Source organism: Curtobacterium sp. AC273, assembly GCF_979253735.1.
This window is the reverse complement of the sequence record NZ_CEEDDU010000001.1, coordinates 420,521-437,653: the sequence shown is the minus strand read 5'-3', so window position 1 is coordinate 437,653 and position 17,133 is coordinate 420,521. Positions and strand designations below refer to the sequence as shown.

Sequence of the window (17,133 nt, the reverse complement as noted above, 5' to 3'; positions counted from 1 at the left end):
GTCTGCTCGCGGGTGTCACTGTCCCGGCACCATCGCCTGCGCCAACGCCGTGCGGAGCGGCTGGTGCCCGGTCGTGATCTCGAGCTGCAGCCGACCGGGGTCGGGGCCGACCGCGACGTCCTGCAGCGCGGCCGCGACGTCCGCTCGGGCGATCCCCGTCCGCGTCACGTGCTGCCCCGCTGCGAGCGACCGTGATCCGGGTCCGTCGTGGAGTGCGTCCGGTCGGAGGATCACCCAGTCGAGGTCGAGGGTACGGACGGCCGCGTCCGCGTCCGGACTTCGCACGCAGGTACACCTGGAACGGGTCCGTGGAGCCGCGCTCGTACTCGTCGGCTCCCGCGCCGGAGAGCATCACGAAGCGGCGGACGCCCGCCCGGACCGCGGCCTGCGCGAAGAGGATCGCGCCGTCCCGGTCCATCGAGAGCGACCGGGCAGCCGGGCTCGCTTCCCGCCACCCGGCTGCGAACACCGCCGCGTCCGCCCCGCGAGCACCTCGGCGACGTCATCGAGCGACGCGGACTCGAGGTCCAGCAGGACGGGGATCTCCCCGGGGAACGCGAGCTCCTCGAGGTGTTCGGCCCGCCGGACCAGTCCGATGACGGTGTGGCCGTCGGAACGGAGCCGCCCGCTGAGGAGACGGGCGACCGTGCCGTGAGCGCCGGCGATGGCGATGCGCATGGTCAGGAAACGACGACGTCGTCGATGCGGATGGAGACGATGAGCGGCTCCGGCAGCGCATGCCCCTCGCCGTCGCGGACGAAGATGTTGCGCTCGGTCGCCAGCAGGAGCCCGTCGACCCAGGTCTGCCCGGTCATGTACTCCACGCTCGGCGACGCTCCGGCGATGTCGACCTCGTAGTCCCGCCGACGGAGGACGCCGTCGGCGTCGGCGTAGAGCGTCTGCGTCGGGGTGTGCGTCGCGATGGAGTCTGGGTAGGTCACACGGAGACGGTCCCAGGTCTGACCGTCCGGCTCCGTCCACGGGCCCGTTTCCTCGACCTGCACGCCGGGGAACGTGAACGACCAGGGTTCGGTGTTGTAGGTCCACATGGCGTAGCCGGTGAAGTACGCCAGCTGCAGGGTGGTCCACGGCGTCTCCAGCACGTGGCCGGCGAACGAAGACCGGGGCGCGACGAGCTCCTCGATGATCTCGTCACCGTGGTCGGTCGCGCGGACGACGGCGACGCGGTCGCCTGTGAACTCGGTCCGGAGGTCGGCGGCGCCGAAGTGGTCGAGCGAAGCACGCTGCTCACGGAGGTCGACCGTGAAGCGGCCCTCCTCGGCGATGCCGGGCACCTGCTTGAGGCTCCAGAACGCGCCACCGAAGTGCCGGTTGGCGGAGATCGTCGAAACGTCCGCCCACCGCGCGCCGCCGTGAGCGTCGAGGATGCGGTCGAGCAGGGTCGTGGTGGTGGTCATGATGTCTCCGTTGATCAGGCGGCGGATGCCGTGGTGAGGAACTGGTCGACGAGCGCGGCTGCCTCGGCGGGGTACTGGAAGATCGACGCGTGTGCGGCGTCCGGGAACACGTGCAGGCGGGCGTCGGGGATGAGGCCGGCCAGCGTGTGGCTGCCAGGGGTTCGGATCATCAGGTCGTCGTCGCCCTGCAGGACGAGCGTCGGCTGACGGATCGCGGTCAGACGTTCGAGCTTCGAGATGTCCGGGATGCCCCAGGCCAACACGGCGTCGTACTGCGCGTCGCGGACGGCCGCTGTCGTCGGCTCGTCCCGGTCCTCAGTACGGCCACCGAGCCGGCGGAGGAACTCGATACCGAGCGACCGGCTCGTCTCCGTGTGCGCGAAGAAGATGTAGAGGAGGTTCTCCGCGCTCGGAATGTCCTGGCGTGACTCGCGCTCGATGTCCTCGCGCCACCCGTGCATGGTCGGAGCGCCCGCGGGGGCCGGTGCCGGCGAGCACCAGGTTGCGCACCGCCCACGGTCGCAGCAGGGCCAGATCCTGTGCGACGAACCCGCCGAGCGAGAACCCGAACACGTCGAACCGGCGGATCCCGAGGGCGTCGGTGAACGCCAGCAGGTCGACGGCCATCTGCGCGACCGTCGACGGCACGGTGCCGGTGGAGGCGCCGACGCCTGCGTTGTCGACGAGGATCACTTCGCGGCCTGCCGCGATCGGGTCGACGAGCGCCGGGTCCCAGTTGTCGAGGTTGCCGCGGAAGTGCATCAGGAACACGAGCGGGACGCCGTCCGTGCTCGTGCCGAAGCGGCGGTATGCGTAGGTGGTGTTGTTCGCGGCGGTCACGCGGCTCGTCGGGACGGTGATGGTCGTGGTGCCGGCGGTCGGGGCCGTGCTGGTCATGCGGTACTCCTCGGGGCGCGCCGACCCCGGTGGTCGGCAGCGGTGTCGACGGTAGGAGCGGCGCGACCTGCGCAGCGTGCTCCCGTCGGGGACATGCTCCCGAGCGGGACCCCTCCCCCGAGTCGTCAGTCGGTCCGCCCAGTGACAGTGGCACGGACGGCGGCTTCCTCGATGTCGAGGACGGTCAGCACGGCACGCACCGCGGCATCGGGGTAGCGGCCCTCGCGCCGCGCCCGCAGGACGGCTCGGCGTTCCTCGGCGATGGCGAGCATCCGGAGCTCGCCGTACGCAGCCGACCGGTCGGCGCGCACTGCGTCGTCGCCCACGAGCGTCTCGCCGAGCAGTGCGGCGTCGACGCGGACGCGCTCCACGACGCGGTCGTCGTACGCACCGTCCTCGAGCTCCTCGACCAGTCGGAGGCTCTCGGCCCGTGCCTCGGCGAGCAGGAGCTGCGTCTCCATCCGCTCCTGGTCGAGGTCGGGCGGCGGCAGAGCCACCTTCCGGATGACCCAGGGCAGCGTCAGCCCGATGAGGAGCGTCGCCAGGACCACGACGAAGGCGAGGAACTGCGAGGAATGCCCGGTGTGGAGTCTGCTCGGGCAGCAGGAACACGGCGGCCAGCGTGACGACCCCGCGGACCCCGGCGACGGTCACCGGCAGGTCGAGACGCCACTGCCAGCTCCGCCGTCGGAGTCGCCTGGGACCCCACCGGTAGACGGCCGTCACGGCGAGGCTCCATCCGAGACGCGCTGCCACGAGGACCACGACCACCACCCCGATGACCACGGCCGCGCGGGCGATCCCGATGCCGGACGACAACGCGCCGCGGAGGATCGCCGGGAGGCTGAGCCCGATCAGCAGGAAGACCGCGTTCTCGAGCAGGAACTGGATCGTCCGCCAGTTCAGCGACTCCGCAAGTCGCGCCTCCGCCGACTGCAGCACCGGAGCGCGGAAGCCGAGGAACAACCCGGCGACCACCACCGCGAGCGGGCCCGATGCACCGATGCCGTGCGCGAGCAGGAAGGCGACGTAGGGCGTGACCGAGCGACAGGCTCGTGTCGAGCACGGCGACCGAGATCCGCCGCCGCACGGCTCCCATGACGAACGCGACCAGGAGTCCGACGCCCACGCCGCCGACCACCGCCAGCACGAACTCGCCCGCAGCACGGACGGGGTCGAAGACCGCGACGATCGCGACAACGGCGGTGTTCAGTGCGACGAGTGCGGTGGCGTCGTTGAGCAGGCTCTCACCGTCCAGGATCGATGCCAGCAGTCGTGGGAGCGGCGCCCGGCGGGTCACCGCGGTCACCGCTACGGCGTCCGTCGGAGCGACGACCGCACCGAAGGCGAACGCGGCGGCGAGGGTGAGGGTCGGCACGACCGCCCAGGTGGCGAGGCCGACGACGACCGTCGTGAACGCCACGAGGCCGACCGACAGCAGCAGGAGCGGTTCGCGGCGCGCGCGGACGTCGGCCAGGGATGTCTGCAACGCCGCGGCGAACAGCAGCGGTGGGAGGAGGACCGACAGCACGAAGTCCGGTTCGACGTTCACGCGGGGGACGCCGGGTACGTACGAGACCGCCACCCCGATGAGGACGAGCGCCAGGGGGGTGCTGACCACCCGACGCGTCGGGCAGCCGCGCTCACCGCGACCGTGACCACGAGGAACACGACGATCCACCCCAGGGTCACCTCGACGCTCATCGGGTCCGCCCGTGGGTGTCCGTGTCACGGGCACGCGTCGATTGCTGCCCGCTCCGTAGCGTGCGGACATGCGAAGTCTCCCTCGTCGTCCCCACGACCGGAACGTGTCGCCGGTGACGGCTCTTGCGTCGATCGCCCTGACGCCGGATCCTCAACGAGCCGGTGGCCGTCGCGGAGAAACCCGGCGAGGAAGACCGGCAGGACGGCGTCCCGCTCGCTCCCTGAGCCGGGACGGTCTGCTGGTCCCCGACATGGACGGAGAGGGATGCGCGGCGAGTACTCGGAGTGCATGTCGGGACGGTAGGTCGGCTCGGGTCGGACATGCGTGTCCCCGCTCGGGCCGGGAGCGGGCGCGGTGGTCGCCCGGCTCCCTGGTCGCAGCCCTCCGCGCTCGTGCCGGACCGGCGACCCGAGGGTGTTCCCGACGGGGACACGCCCCGCGGAGCGGCGCTCGTAGCGTCGCCATCGCCGACGACGATCGTCCGGCACCCGACCACGACGCAAGGAGTCAGCAATGCCCACGTTCACCACGCCCGACGGCATCGAGATGTACTACACCGAGCAGGGCGAGGGACAGCCGATCGTGTTCGCGCACGGCTGGCCGCTCAGCTCGGACGCGTGGCAGCCGGAACTGAAGTTCTTCAGCGAGAACGGCTACCGCGCCATCGCCCACGACCGCCGCGGGCACGGCCGCTCGGAGAAGACCGCCGTCGGTCACACCATCGACCAGTACGCGAAGGACCTCGCCGCCCTCATCGAGCACCTGGACCTGCACGACGTCATCGTCATGGGCCACTCCACCGGCGGTGGCGAAGTCGTCAAGTACGCCGCACAGTACGCCAACGGCCGGGTCGCGAAGGTCATCACCGCCGGCGCGATCCCGCCGATCATGGTCAAGTCGGACAGCAACCCGGACGGCACCCCGATCGACGTCTTCGACGGCATCCGTGCCGGCGTCCTCGAGGACGCGTCGCAGTTCTGGCTCGACCTGTCCGAGTCGTTCTTCGGGGCCAACCACGGCCGCGACGTCTCCTACGGCGCGAAGCTCGACTTCTGGCGTCAGGGCCAGAACGTGAACCTCGCCGCCGCGTACGACTGCGTCAAGGCGTTCTCCGAGACGGACCAGACCGAGGACCTCAAGGCGCTCACGGTCCCGATCCTCATCGCCCACGGCGAGGACGACCAGATCGTCCCGATCGACGACGCTGCACGCAAGTCGATCGAGCTCGTCGCCGACGGCACCCTCAAGACCTACCCCGGCGCTCCGCACGGCATCCACGGTGACTACCGCAAGGTGCTCCAGCAGGACGTCCTCGCTTGGATCAAGGGCTGACGCACCGATCGCCGGATGGGAGGGCGCGGTGCGGGACCGCACCGCGCCTCCCGTCCGTCCGCACCCGGGAATCCTCAACCACCTGTGACGGCTACCCCCGCGCCCGCTCGAAGGAGTTCAGAATGACCAACACGCTGCAGGCGCGACCATACCTTCCCCTCAACACGTTCGGCATCGCGCTCGGCACGGCCGGCATCGCCGGCACGTGGACCGCCGCCGGGATCGAGCTCGGCGCACCACCCGCCGTCGGCGAGGTACTCTGGGCGGCCGCAGCGGTCGCCTGGGTGGTCACCATCGTGCGGTACCTGCGGCGCCCCGGCGGTGTCCGAGCGGTCCTGAGCGACCTCGGCACCCCGTCCTCGGACCGTTCGCCGCGCTCATCCCGGCCGTCGGGTCCTCTCCTCGCCGCGCACCTCGCCACGTGGCACCCCGTCGCGGGTGCGACAGGTGTCTGGGCCATGCTCGTGCTCGACGACAGCCTTCGGCGCCTGGTTCGTCACGACGCTGCCCACGCCGCGCCGCGGACCCGGAAAACCCTGCACGGCGGGTACCTCTGCCTCCACCGTGGCGGCGTCCCTGCCGAGCGCCCAGGCCCTCGCCGCCGATCGGGCACCCGGAGCTGGCGACGGGGTACTTCGCCGCCGGTGTCCTGTTCTGGCCCCGGATCGGAGCCGTCCTCGTCGCGCGCTTCGCGACCGGCTCCCGCTCGTCCCGGTCGTGGCTCCTGCCGACCCTCGCCATTCTGGGTCCGCGCACCACCCGCGGGTCGCCGGGAACGCGTGGTGGACGATGACGGAGCGGCGCGCCGTCCGTGAGTACCACCCGCGCTCGCCGGGACGATGGTCGCCTTCCTCCTGCCGCACGTCTTCCTCCTGCGTCGGCACGTCACAAGCGGGTTCGCGATCGGGTTCTGGGCGATGACGTTCACCACCGCGGCGAGCGCGACGTACGCATCCGCCTGCTCGCGCCATCGGACCTCGGCACCACCGGGACCGTGCTCTCCTGGCTCGTCGCCTGGCGTCGCCACCCTTGTCGTCGGCAGCATCGCCACCCGGTCGCTCGGCCTGCTGCGCCGGTCGGAGCAAGCCGGACTGCGCGCTCATCCGCGGGCTACCGCCGGGCCGCGCCGATCGGCGTCGTCGACCGCATCCGTAGCCGTCGCGTTCGGCGCGGGCGCCGGGAGTCCGCTCTTCGTCGTCTACCAGGCGGCGTGGGGCTTCCCCGGACTGGCAGCTCACCTCGGCGTTCACGGTCTACGCGGTGACGCCCCTCGGCAACACTCCTGGTCGCCGGGCGCCTGTCCGACCACATCGGCCGGACGGCCCGTCCTCATCAGCCGCCCTCGCGCTCATGCTGCTCGCGAGCGCGCTGTCCTCGTCGCCGACGGCATCGGGTGGGGTGATCACCGCCCGGCGCCGTCCAGGGTGTCGCGACCGGGGCGGCGACGAGCACGTTCACCGCGGCGATCATCGAACTGTCGAGTGAACGGCACCGGCGCACGATGACGGTGCTCACGCAGCGCCGCGCCGGTCGGGGGCCCCGCCCTCGGCGCCTTCGGCGGCGGCATCGCCGCGCAGGTCGCGCCCGACCCGGACCGCCGCCGTGTTCTCTGACACTCGGGGTCGTGTTGCTTGTCGGCATCGCCGCGGTGCTCTGCGGCGGACGAGACGGCCGACCGGCACGCCGGAGCACCTCCGCGTCGCTGCGACCGGTGCTCGCGGTCCCCGCGCGCGTGCCCGAGCGTGGTTCGTCGTACTCTGCCCTCCCTGACGGCGGCCGGCTGGATGTTCTCCGGGCTGTTCCTCGGCCTTGGGCCGCGACTCGACGACGGCGTCTTCGTACTCGGCAGCGGCGCGGCGAGCGCGGCCGTGATCGCCCTGCAACCCGCCGGGCCGCGGCGGTGGCCGGCATGCTGTTCGCCCGCACTCGCAGCACCGGCGCGGAACGGCGATCGGTGCCGGCCTGCTGTCCTGTCGGCGCGGTCGGCGCGGGCGTCGCCGTCCTCACCGCGGACCTCCCCCTGCTCGTCGTTGCGGCAGTCATCGGCGGTGCTCGGTCAGGGCGCCGCATTCGGTTCCTCATTGCGGATCCTCGGCCCGCTCGCGGACAACGCCACCCGCGGCAGCCTGTTCGCGGCTCGCCTACCTGGTCGCGTACGCGGCCTACGGCGCCCTGGTGCTCTGTCGCAGGCTTCCTCACGGACGGCCTCGGGGCTCGCGCCCGTCGGAGCGGTAGGTGTACGCGGCACTCGTCGCCGTCGCCGCAGGGGTCGCCGCGGTGGGCCTGACGGCTCGCGCTCGTCGGGAGCGCACGATCGTGCCCGCCGTCTGAGCAGCTCCTCTCTCTTCCCCACCTCCTCCTCCGCACCAGCTGACGAACAGGACCACCATGACCGACATCGATGCACGACCCCGCACCGCCGCTGACGCGGGGACCTTCCCTCATCGGCGGGGACCTCCCCGTCGCCCGCCTCGGCTTCGGCTCCATGCAGTTGCCCGGCCGGAACGCCTTCGGACTCCGCACGCGACCCCGAGGGCGCCAGAGCGGTCCTCCGTCGCGCCGTCGACCTCGGCGTGACCCTCATCGACACCGCGGACGCCTACGGACCCGGAGGTCGCCGAGGAACTGATCGGTCAGGCACTCGCCCCGTACCGCTCCGACGTCGTCATCGCCACCAAGGGCGGGTTCGTCCGCGGCCGGCGGGGCGAGTGGATCGTCGACGGACGGCCCGAGCACCTGCGCGCCGCCGTCCAGGGCAGCCTCCGCCGACTCCGACCTCGAGCGCATCGACCTGTACCAGTTGCACCGCATCGACCAGCGGGTGCCGCTCGAAGAACAGCTCGGCATGCTGGCGTCCCTGCACAAGACGAAGGGCTCATCCGGCACGTCGGGCTCAGCGAGCATGAGCGTTGCGGAACTTCGTGCGGCACAGCGGATCGTGCCGATCGCGACGGTGCAGAACCTCTACAACCTGGTCGAGCGTTCGTCGGAGGAACTCCGCGTGACCGCGGAGCTCGGTGTCGGGCTTCATCCCGTGGTTCCCGCTCGCCACCGGCGGACTCACCCGCAGCGGTGGACCACTCGGGGCGATGTACAGCCCGCGCCGGCGTCTCGCCGTCGCAGATCGCGCTCGCGTGGCTGCTCCAGCACGCACCGAACGTCCTCCCCATCCCGGGGACGTCAAGACTCGCGCACCTCGAGGAGAACGTCGCCGCGGCCGCCAGGTCCGGCTCTCACCGGCCGAGGTTACGGCACTCGACCGCGCAGCGTGACCGCCTGCCATGACCGACGGCCCGGTTCCCTTGCGGGACCGGCCGTCGAACGTGCGCGGCCTTCACCGCGACGGCACGAAGAAGTCGCCGTCAAGCGGGCTCGTCCGGCAGCGAACGCTCCGCCGCCATCACGGCGACCTCGCGGGGGCGATCGGAGGCCGCGTCGGCGCCACTGGTCCGGGTCGGCACGCATGCACTCTCGAGCACCGCACGCAGCGGGGTCACGAGCGGCCCTCCGGGCGCCGGGTGACCGCCGGCGCGAGCGGGAGCAGCAGCGTCCGGAGGACCGGCGGGGTGACGTCGGCCCTGACGTGGACGTGGCGGGGGACGGGCGGGTGCGGGATCCCTCATCGGTGCTCCTCGGTCGGGGTCACTCCACGGCGACGATCCAGACGCTACGGTCGCGCGACACCACGGCACGTCCCCCCCGAGGACCATCTCCCTGGCAGGGTCAGGGACCGATCGAGGGCGTCCCCGGCAGAGGCACGCGACCCGCGACACGGCAGACGTACCGTGCGGGGAGAGGCGACCCACGCCTCCCGGCGGTGGCCCCGCCGGCCGCGTCCCGCACGGAGGGAACCCATGACCACGACCGACCCGAGCACCCGCACCGCCGGCACCGTGCCCACCTCGACCCGCGCCTTTCGTCGACCAGGCTCCAGCCGCTCTGATCCGCGACGAGGACGCCTTCGTCGCCCGCGAGGTCCTGCTCGCCCCGCTGCGCCCGCACGACCTGCTCGTCCGCGTCGAGGCCGTGTCCGTCAACCCGGTCGACACGAAGAGCCGTCACGGTCTCCGCTCGGGAACGAAGCAGCTCGGATGGGACGCATCGGGTGTCGTCGAGGCGATCGGCTCCGCGGTGACCCGCTTCGCCGTCGGTGGTGCCGTCTGGTACGCCGTGGAGCACGCTGACCGCCCAGGGACCAACGCCGAGCTGCACGTCGTCGACGCGCGGATCGTCGGTCGCCGTCCCACATCGCTCGACCACGCCGCGGCCGCGGCGCTCCCACTCACCGGCATCACCGCATGGGAGACGCTCTTCGAGCGGTTCCGTCTGGACGGAGCAGAGCACCGGCACGCTGCTCGTCGTCGGAGCCCCCGGAGGTGTCGGCTCTGGTACTCGTGCAGCTTGGCAAAGGCGCGCACCGGCTTGACGGTGATCGGCACGGCTGGACGCCCCGAGAGCCGCAGGTGACCGCCATGGGCGCGGACCACGTGGTCGACCACCGCCACCTGGTGCGGAACGTCCGGGCGGTCGCGCCCGAGGGTGTGCGGCACGTCTTCACGGCGCACTCGGGCCGGCAACGTGCATGGTCCTTCGCCGAGCTGCTCCGACCCTTCGGCGAGGTGACCGCCATCGACAACCCGCGTGGCCTCGACCTGTACCCGCTCAAGCGGAAGTCCGTCGCCTGGCATTGGGAGCTCATGTTCACCCGGTCGTCGTTCGGCACGCCCGACATGAGCGAGCAGGGACGGCTCCTCGACGCACTCGCGGACCTAGTAGACGCCGAATCGCGGTGCGGTCCACCGTGACCTCGGTGGTGCAGGGAAGCCCGACGCGGAGGGCTTGCAGGAGGCACACCGACAGGTGGCCGGCGGGACCACGATCGGGAAGGCCGTGGTCTTCGCGCTGAGGATGCCCGCCGTCAGGCGGGCAACGAGTCGGCGAGACGTGCGAGCCGCTCAGCCGAACGGCTCGTCCGCACCGCGCCAGACGAGCAGGATGTCGCCGTCCGGGCCGGGCACCGCGAACCGGTGGTAGGCGAGCACGAGGTGACCGACCAGAGGGTTGTCGAAGCCGACGACGCCGCTCGGGTGCCGACGTCGCCCGGCTCGGCCCAGAGCCGGGCGAGGTCCGCGCTGCGTGCAGCGAGTTTCCTCCGACCAGTTCGACGAAACCACGGTCTTCGTCGTGCTCGTCGAGCGACCGCCAGAGGCTGAGCGGCAGCCTGGAACCGATCGGCGTCGCGTCGGCCGGGGCCGGGGCCGCTCGGAACAGCGGGGCACCGTCGGGCTGCAGTGAAGGCCGCGCGCGCCAGTTCGTCCCGGCCGGAACGACGGCGCGGCACAGCGTGCAACAGGTCTGTTGGCGACGTGGACCTGAGGTGCCGGTCGTACACCGCCGCCGGCACGGTACGCCAGGGCAGGACGAGCCTCGCGAGTACTCAGCCGGTGGTCGGCGTCATCGTCCATGCTCACGTACCAAGCGTACGGCCGGCCCGGAGGAGGACGACGGTCCGCCAGCAGGGGCACGCTCGGCGAGGCAGAGATGTGGTCATTCGACGGGATGGCTGCGGAAGCGGCGGGAACGCCATCGTGGAGACAAGGTCCCCGAACGTCCGCGGGGAACGCTGGCCGACCCGGGAGGCCCGTGGACCCCTACGTCCGCACATCTCGGCGCCTACCTCCGGGCCCGTCGGGCGCTCGTCCGTCCGACCGACGTCGCGATCATCGCCTCCCGACCCTGACGCGTCCCGGGCCCCGACGCAGCGAGGTCGCGCAGCTCGCCGGCATCAGCCAGGAGTACTACCTCCGACTCGAACAGGGGCGCGACCGCCGGCCCTCGCACCAGGTGCTCGCCGCGATCGGACGAGCCCTCCTGCTCGACCCGGTGGCGGTCGAGCACATGCACCGTCTCGCGCGGCTCGACGACGACGCCCTGCTTCCCCGCGACCGCAAGCGGTCCGGTGCCTTCGAGGCACTGACCGGCCTCGTCGACGGGTTGACCGACCTGCCGGCACTCGTCGTCAGTGCCGAGCAGGACGTCCTCGCCGCGAACCTGCTCGCGCGACTGGTCCGCCCCCGGCTGCTGCCCGGGAGCAACCTCCCTGTTCGAGCACTTCTCGACGCGAGGGCGCGCGGATGCCGTCGCGTGGACGGACGACGCCCACCGCGCTGTCGCAAACCTGGCGGTTCCACGGCGACCCGAGGAGCGCGCTGCTACCAGGAGGTCGTCGGCACCCTGGCGATCCGCGACGAGAAGCCCGGAGCCTGCGGGCTCGTCACGACGTCGAGCGACAGGTCACCCGGCCCGTGCGGATGCGATTCGGGCCATCCGGCCCGCTCGACTTCGTTCTGCCATTCGCTGGACCGTCCCGGGCGGCAGCGGCCAGTCGCTCATCACGATGACGGCAGAGTCCGGCACCGCAGGTGCTCGGTTCCTGGCAGCGGGCCAAGGAGCGCTTGCAGACGGTGACCGCTCCCGGCGCTGAGCACAGCTGCGTGAGCGGAGAGAACGCCGCTGGGAACTTTCACTCCGTGGGGTCGGAGGGCCCGAGGACACCCATCAGTTGGGACCGGCGGCCGATGCCCAGCTTCGGTGGAACGCGCGGGACAGGTGGGCGGCGAACGTGCGGTGGGACAGGTACACCTCGTCCGCGATCTGCCGGCTGGTCCGTCCGGTCGAGGCCATGCGGGACACCAGGAGTTCCTGCGGCGTGAGCAGGTCCGCAGCCGTCGGCCGTGCCCGGACCGCGCGCCGGCAACCCGTCGCTGCGCGCAGTTCCGTCCGCGCCCGCACTGCCCACGAGCGGGCGCCGATGCCGTCGAACAGCCAACTGGCCTCCGCGAGCTGTTCACGCGCATCGACGATCCGGTCGGACTCGACGGAGCCGTTCGCCCAGGTGGAGTCGTGCCACGGCCAGGTCGAACGGCACGGTGCTCGGCGCCCCGGACCCGACAGCGGCCCACAGTGCTCCTTGCGCGCCTCGCCGTCCTCGACCGCCAGCAGCCCTCGGGCACGCACGACGAGCAACCGCAGGTGCGCGGAGTCGGTTGCGTGCCCACGACCGGCTCCGCGTCGTCGAGCCACCGGAGCACCGGGGCGACGTCCCCGACCCGGAGTGCGGACTCGAACGAGTGTCGGCACCGGCCCACAGTGCGATCGGGCGGTTCACCGCGGTTCGCGCGTGGTGTGCGAGCGCGTCCTCAGTGACGCCCTCGTCAACCGCGAGGAGCGCCTCCGCCTAGCGCAGCGGTCGCGACGATGCGCGCGAACTCCCGAGCCACCGGGATGCGCGTGGAGTGCGTCGAGACGAACCCGGGCAGCGTCCCGGTCGCCAGCACGAGCCAGTGCCCGACAGCCTCGGCGAGCGCCATCCCGGTGACCACGGGCAGTTCCAGCTCCTCGCCGAGGCGCCCAGCGCGCGTCGGCGTCGGCCAGTCCTCGTCCCGCAGGTGGCTCCGCCGTGATCCGTGGAGCGGCACGTCCGCAGAGCGCAGTCGCTCTCTGTCACTCGTCCGTGCAGCCTCGCGGAAGAGACGAACACCCGCCGTCCAGCACCGATCGGACAGCGCCATGTCGCCGGATTCCTCGGCAGCGAAGGCGAGGCAGCCGACGATGACGCCGTCGGTCGCCTGCGCGCGATCGAGGAACCGGTCGACCGTCGCTTCGTCGAGACGCCGCCCGGTCCGCACGAGCGCCAGGGCGACGTCGGCGAGCACCGCGTCGTCCTGGTCCCCGTGCCCAGGTACCGTGCGCTCGACGGTCGACGCGACCAGTTCCCGGACACCGTCCGACTCCTGGTGGATGTAGCACCCCGCAGCCGCCCACAGCAGGACTTCGGCATCGCTCCGTGGCGTCGGTCCGGGTGTCGGCGAACGCGACGAGTTCCCCCGCACTCCGACCTCGGTGGTCCGCGGTCATGCTCAGCATCCACTCGGCATCAGCGCGAACCGGTGCTGAACCCGGAGTCCGAGAGCTCGGCAAGCGGCTTGGCGCGGGTCAGGAGCACGGACGCGTCGCTCGAGACGCCCGCTCGTCGGGCAGCCTCCGCCGTTCCACCAACCGGTTCTGCCTTGGTGGATGGGGTCAGGAGAGAGGTCCGCCGCGCGTCGCCATGCGATCGCGGCCTTGCAGGCGCCCCCCGTCGGAGGGCCGCCCCGGCGACGCCGACGAGCTCCGCTGCGACGGACTCGTCGAGGCCGACCGCCAGCAGCACGGTGGAGGGCACGACGGCCCGGGGCACGGACCGCTCCCGCGAGGACGCGATGGGCCGCACGGCGCCGGACCGGGCCCGCAGCGTCGTAGTGCGCGGAGCCGACCAGGAGGGTGATGGGGAGCGATTCGGTCCCCGTCACGCCGCACGAAGTCCTTGGCGCTCCAGGGTCGCGAGGTCATCGGGCGCGAGGACGCGGTGCCGCCGACGCGGCTTCCTCGAGCTCCCGTACCGTGGCGTCCTCGCCGGCTGCCACCAGGAGCAGCGCGTCCTGCGCTCCCTGCGGGAGGACTCGGACGCCGTCGAGGAGCCGCCGCTCCAGGTACGCGGACATCCGTTCGGGGCTTCCCGACAGCGCCCTGCCCGCGCCGTCAAGCGGAGAACTCGAGCAACGCCAGTGGGGTTGCCGTACGACTCCCGCTGGACCCGTGAACGTTCCTGGCTCGGGCAGGTGGCCTGCCACCTCGGAGAGCAACCGGGCCGCAGCGGCGTCGTCGAGCGGCCCGAGACGGATGACGGTCGGGAACGAGTCCGCCGGGTCCGGCGACTGCTCCGTCCTCCCCCGAGGCGGCGACGAGCAGGACCCGGAGCGCGGGCAGGCGCGGAGCCGCGAAGAGCAGCGCGTCCACCGACGTCCGGTCCATCCAGTGCAGGTCGTCAACGAAGAGCACGACCGTGCCGTGGGCACTCGCTTCCTCCAGGAGTCCGAGGACGGCGACCCCGAGCATGAGGCGGTCCGGTGCCGGTCCGCTCGTCCGACCGAAGGCACCCCGAGCGCGGACGCCTCGTCGCTCCCGGGAGTGCGTCGATGTACGCCGTGAGCGGGGCGAGCAGCTCGTGCGCGCTCCGAACGCGAGGTCCGTCGCGCCCCCGACGCCGCGCGCTCTGCAGGACGAAGTCCGCATCGTCCCCGGGCGACCACGGCCGGGTGCCCGGGCTCCAGGAGCGCGGTCTTCCCGATGCCGGGCTCCTCCTCGACGAGGACTGCGCTGCCCCGACCGGCACGCGCAGCGTCGAGCGCGTCCGCGATCAGTCGGGCCTCGGCGTCGCGGCCGACCAGTCGGTGGATGCGTTCGGGCACGTGCAGAGCCTACGTCCGGTCGGGCCGGGACCGAGCGAGTCCGAGGTGGTGGCGCGACTCAAGCCTGGACGGGACCGCGATGACGACTGGTGGGGAGCGCTAGCAGCACCGAGGAGACGACCACGAGCCCCGTCGAGAATACGGCCACGGCACCGAGCAGCGCTACGGGGAAGACCGGCCGCGCTCCGGGGTACTCCCCGACGAGCACCGCCCACTCGGCGGTGACCGCGACGGCGACCACCGCCGCCGCGACCAACGTCCCCGTGACCCCGAGGACGAGTCCCTCGAGCGCCGCGACCCGGACCGGCAGGCCAGGCGAGCCGCCGACGGCCCTGAGTTGGTCGCGTTCCCGGGCACGATCGCGGGCGGCCATCGCCGCGGTGGCCGCCGCCCTGATGGGCAGCCAGGAGCACCGGGCCGCTGAGCGACGAGCACCGTCGCCCCGGCCCCGCCGGGCGCATCGGCACCGATGGCACTCGCCGCGGTCCGCTGCCCGCCGACCAGCGCGGTGGGCAGTCCGACCGCCACCAACAACGCGGCAAGCGTCGTGTCGCTTCAGTGCTTCGACGACCACCGCACCCGCCGCGCGCGCTACAGGGGCCGAAGGCCACGGAAACCCCAGCGGGCACGATGGCGGTCCAGACCCGCACGGCGGGTGCTGCCGACGGGAGCGCCCCAGCACGGCGACCGCCGCGACCAGCACCGGGTCTGATCAGGAGCGCGGGGGCTACTCCGTCCGGGATCGACGCTGGCATCCCGGCGAGCATGCTCCCGGCGAGCGCCACGAACAGGACGGCGACCGTGGCTCGGACGACGGGCCGAGCGACGGCTCGCCGTCGGAGACCCGAGCCCCGTTGACGGCGAGGCGGCTGCCGCACGCCTGCTGCCCGACGCACCGGCGAGGATCGCGGCTCCAGCCGTGACCACGACGACCACGAACGCTTCAGCCCCAGGACGGCGCCACCCCGGACGTCGGCAAGCCCGTGCTGGAGTCAAGGAGTGCCGCGGACACCGCTGGCGGAACGACACCCACGGCCGCGGCCGTACCGGCGACCGCGCCGGCCGTCGACACCAGGCTGTCCGTTCGCACGAGCGCATCGTCCACCGGACTCCGCGGGGCGTGACACCGGCGAGCTGCCAGAGCCCGTGGTCCGGTCGAGGAGCGCCGCCGTGAGCCCGACGATCGCCGAGACGACCACCAGGACGGCGATGAGTGCGAACGCTGCCGTCGTGCCCGCGATGGACAACATCGCCAGCCCCCGAACGTCCGGCGTCTCCAGCCCGCCCACGACGAGCGTGCCGGGGACCGATCCAGCCATCGCGGCGACAGCACAGACTCGCGAACAACCCGCACCAGACCCGCCACGACGACCGGAGAAGGTCCGCCACGGGCTGGTCAGCTGCAGGCGGTGATCACGTCTCGGTCCGCCGCGTAGCTCGACGGCGGCGAACAGGCCGTCCACGTCCGGACGGATCAGCTCCGCGTGCACGAGGCCGTCGCGCAGGACCAGGGCACGGTCCGCGCGGGCCGCTGCGGCGAGGTCGTGCGTCACCATCACGACCGACCGCTCGCCCGCTGCGGTCCGGCGGAGCAGGTCGAGCACCCGCGCGCCCGCGACGGTGTCGAGTGCGCCCGTGGGTTCGTCGGCGAAGACGACCTCAGGACGGGCGACGAGCGTGCGTGGCGATGGCGACCTGCTGCTGCTGGCCGCCGGACATCGCGTCCGGCCGCTGGTCCGCCGCATTGAGCAGTCCCACGGCGTTCAGCGCGGCGTCGACCGTCCGCCGGTCCGCCGGACGCTTCGCCAGGCGTGCCGGCAACGTGCGACGTTCTCCCGCGCGGTGGGGCGGGGAGCAGGGAGCAGGCCGACTGGAAGACGAACCCGACCCGCCCGCGGCGGTACCGGGCCGAGCGTTGCCGCGAGAGACCGCGGAGGTCGATGCACCGTCAGCTCGACCACACCCCGCAGCGGCGCTCGAGCCCGGACAGGCAGGTCGAGGAGCGTGCTCTTGCCGGAGCCGCTCGGCCCTCCATGGCGAGCATCTCTCCGCGGTCGACCTTCAGGTGGACACTTACTTCGCGCAGGACGGGACGTCCCTGGCTGACGGGCGCCGGGTAGGCGTGCTCGAGGTCGCGCAGCGCGCACGATCGGTTGGTGGTCCGGGTAGGGCTGCACCGGGGCAGGCTAGTCGGCGACTGGCGCGCGCTCAGCTCTGCCCCCGGTGGGGGCACCTTCCACGTCGGCGTCGCGCGTCGACGAGTCCGGTTCAGGCGCTCGTCGTCCGCCGAGCGCGCCCAGACCAGCTCGGTGAGTTCGCCCAGCACGGCGAGCGCCTGCGCATCCGCGCGGTCCGGGTCGACGAGCGCGATCTGCCCGCTCGGCGTCAGCCAGAGCGTCCTCCACCGCCTCCCGTCCCGAGCAGCGCCTCGGCACGCTGCCGCAGGGCCCGGGCCGCACCGGTGTCCCACGACATCCCGGCAGCGATGCCG

20 protein-coding genes and 4 pseudogenes are annotated in these 17,133 nt (G+C 72.5%); 8 read left to right on the top strand and 16 right to left on the bottom strand.

Features of this window, described 5'->3' with window-relative positions; genetic code table 11:
• Positions 1-15: 15 nt before the first annotated feature.
• From ACZ8AI_RS02700 to ACZ8AI_RS02665, 8 genes and pseudogenes are all read right to left on the bottom strand, one after another.
• Complete coding sequence (locus ACZ8AI_RS02700; RefSeq protein WP_464856392.1) at positions 16-285, bottom strand: NAD(P)H-binding protein; 270 nt, start codon at positions 283-285, stop codon at positions 16-18.
• Positions 286-337: 52 nt separating this feature from the next.
• Positions 338-678 (bottom strand): annotated as a pseudogene (locus tag ACZ8AI_RS02695) (NAD(P)H-binding protein); the annotation flags it as partial.
• 2 nt (positions 679-680) lie between these two features.
• Positions 681-1,418 (bottom strand): hypothetical protein, encoded by a 738-nt coding sequence (locus tag ACZ8AI_RS02690; protein ID WP_209080183.1) that lies wholly within the window; start codon positions 1,416-1,418, stop codon positions 681-683.
• Positions 1,419-1,432: 14 nt separating this feature from the next.
• A complete protein-coding gene (locus tag ACZ8AI_RS02685) occupies positions 1,433-1,678 on the bottom strand; it encodes an alpha/beta fold hydrolase (protein WP_464856290.1) in 246 nt (81 codons plus the stop codon).
• Positions 1,679-1,733: 55 nt separating this feature from the next.
• Positions 1,734-2,315 (bottom strand): alpha/beta fold hydrolase, encoded by a 582-nt coding sequence (locus tag ACZ8AI_RS02680; RefSeq protein ID WP_464856390.1) that lies wholly within the window; start codon positions 2,313-2,315, stop codon positions 1,734-1,736.
• Between the two features lie 125 nt (positions 2,316-2,440).
• Entirely contained in the window at positions 2,441-2,866 is a 426-nt protein-coding gene (locus ACZ8AI_RS02675; protein WP_464856420.1) for a hypothetical protein, read from the bottom strand.
• A gap of 100 nt (positions 2,867-2,966) precedes the next feature.
• Positions 2,967-3,296, bottom strand: a pseudogene (locus tag ACZ8AI_RS02670) (Na+/H+ antiporter); the annotation flags it as partial.
• 121 nt (positions 3,297-3,417) lie between these two features.
• A pseudogene (locus tag ACZ8AI_RS02665) lies at positions 3,418-4,089 on the bottom strand (cation:proton antiporter domain-containing protein); the annotation flags it as partial.
• Between the two features lie 444 nt (positions 4,090-4,533).
• Here ACZ8AI_RS02665 and ACZ8AI_RS02660 point away from each other — a divergent pair.
• The 7 genes and pseudogenes from ACZ8AI_RS02660 to ACZ8AI_RS02630 all read left to right on the top strand — a co-directional run bounded on the left by ACZ8AI_RS02660 (position 4,534) and on the right by ACZ8AI_RS02630 (position 10,157).
• A complete protein-coding gene (locus ACZ8AI_RS02660; protein ID WP_464856288.1) occupies positions 4,534-5,352 on the top strand; it encodes an alpha/beta fold hydrolase in 819 nt (272 codons plus the stop codon).
• Between the two features lie 122 nt (positions 5,353-5,474).
• The gene (locus ACZ8AI_RS02655) at positions 5,475-6,167 is read left to right on the top strand and encodes a hypothetical protein (RefSeq protein WP_464856286.1); all 693 of its coding nucleotides are present in this window, start codon (positions 5,475-5,477) and stop codon (positions 6,165-6,167) included.
• A 24-nt stretch (positions 6,168-6,191) separates the two neighbouring features.
• Positions 6,192-6,857 (top strand): hypothetical protein, encoded by a 666-nt coding sequence (locus ACZ8AI_RS02650; protein ID WP_464856284.1) that lies wholly within the window; start codon positions 6,192-6,194, stop codon positions 6,855-6,857.
• 1,120 nt (positions 6,858-7,977) lie between these two features.
• A pseudogene (locus tag ACZ8AI_RS02645) lies at positions 7,978-8,326 on the top strand (aldo/keto reductase); the annotation flags it as partial.
• Between the two features lie 98 nt (positions 8,327-8,424).
• On the top strand, positions 8,425-8,637 hold the full coding sequence (locus ACZ8AI_RS02640; protein ID WP_464856282.1) for an aldo/keto reductase: 213 nt from the start codon (positions 8,425-8,427) through the stop codon (positions 8,635-8,637).
• Between the two features lie 654 nt (positions 8,638-9,291).
• Complete coding sequence (locus tag ACZ8AI_RS02635) at positions 9,292-9,819, top strand: alcohol dehydrogenase catalytic domain-containing protein (protein ID WP_464856388.1); 528 nt, start codon at positions 9,292-9,294, stop codon at positions 9,817-9,819.
• Positions 9,820-9,824: 5 nt separating this feature from the next.
• The gene (locus ACZ8AI_RS02630) at positions 9,825-10,157 is read left to right on the top strand and encodes a hypothetical protein (RefSeq protein ID WP_464856280.1); all 333 of its coding nucleotides are present in this window, start codon (positions 9,825-9,827) and stop codon (positions 10,155-10,157) included.
• A 150-nt stretch (positions 10,158-10,307) separates the two neighbouring features.
• Here the strand turns inward: ACZ8AI_RS02630 and ACZ8AI_RS02625 are convergent, their stop codons facing one another.
• Positions 10,308-10,526, bottom strand: a complete 219-nt coding sequence (locus ACZ8AI_RS02625; RefSeq protein ID WP_464856278.1) for a hypothetical protein — start codon at positions 10,524-10,526, stop codon at positions 10,308-10,310.
• 469 nt (positions 10,527-10,995) lie between these two features.
• On the opposite strand from ACZ8AI_RS02625, the gene ACZ8AI_RS02620 reads away from it, so the two are divergent.
• Positions 10,996-11,820: a helix-turn-helix domain-containing protein gene (locus tag ACZ8AI_RS02620; RefSeq protein WP_464856276.1), complete on the top strand. Its 825-nt coding sequence runs from the start codon at positions 10,996-10,998 to the stop codon at positions 11,818-11,820.
• 90 nt (positions 11,821-11,910) lie between these two features.
• Here the strand turns inward: ACZ8AI_RS02620 and ACZ8AI_RS02615 are convergent, their stop codons facing one another.
• The 7 genes from ACZ8AI_RS02615 to ACZ8AI_RS02585 form a co-directional block, all read right to left on the bottom strand.
• Positions 11,911-12,369 carry a LuxR C-terminal-related transcriptional regulator gene (locus ACZ8AI_RS02615; protein WP_464856386.1) on the bottom strand — a complete coding sequence of 153 codons (459 nt, stop codon included), beginning with the start codon at positions 12,367-12,369 and terminating at the stop codon, positions 11,911-11,913.
• Between the two features lie 197 nt (positions 12,370-12,566).
• A complete protein-coding gene (locus ACZ8AI_RS02610) occupies positions 12,567-13,244 on the bottom strand; it encodes a hypothetical protein (RefSeq protein WP_464856274.1) in 678 nt (225 codons plus the stop codon).
• Positions 13,245-13,739: 495 nt separating this feature from the next.
• The gene (locus tag ACZ8AI_RS02605; protein WP_464856272.1) at positions 13,740-14,642 is read right to left on the bottom strand and encodes an ATP-binding protein; all 903 of its coding nucleotides are present in this window, start codon (positions 14,640-14,642) and stop codon (positions 13,740-13,742) included.
• Positions 14,643-14,700: 58 nt separating this feature from the next.
• Positions 14,701-15,015, bottom strand: coding sequence for a hypothetical protein (locus ACZ8AI_RS02600; RefSeq protein ID WP_464856270.1), 315 nt, complete (start codon positions 15,013-15,015; stop codon positions 14,701-14,703).
• Positions 15,016-15,634: 619 nt separating this feature from the next.
• A complete protein-coding gene (locus ACZ8AI_RS02595; RefSeq protein WP_464856268.1) occupies positions 15,635-16,246 on the bottom strand; it encodes a hypothetical protein in 612 nt (203 codons plus the stop codon).
• A 55-nt stretch (positions 16,247-16,301) separates the two neighbouring features.
• Positions 16,302-16,463 carry a hypothetical protein gene (locus ACZ8AI_RS02590; protein ID WP_464856266.1) on the bottom strand — a complete coding sequence of 54 codons (162 nt, stop codon included), beginning with the start codon at positions 16,461-16,463 and terminating at the stop codon, positions 16,302-16,304.
• 127 nt (positions 16,464-16,590) lie between these two features.
• Positions 16,591-17,112 carry a hypothetical protein gene (locus ACZ8AI_RS02585; RefSeq protein WP_464856264.1) on the bottom strand — a complete coding sequence of 174 codons (522 nt, stop codon included), beginning with the start codon at positions 17,110-17,112 and terminating at the stop codon, positions 16,591-16,593.
• Positions 17,113-17,133 lie beyond the last annotated feature (21 nt).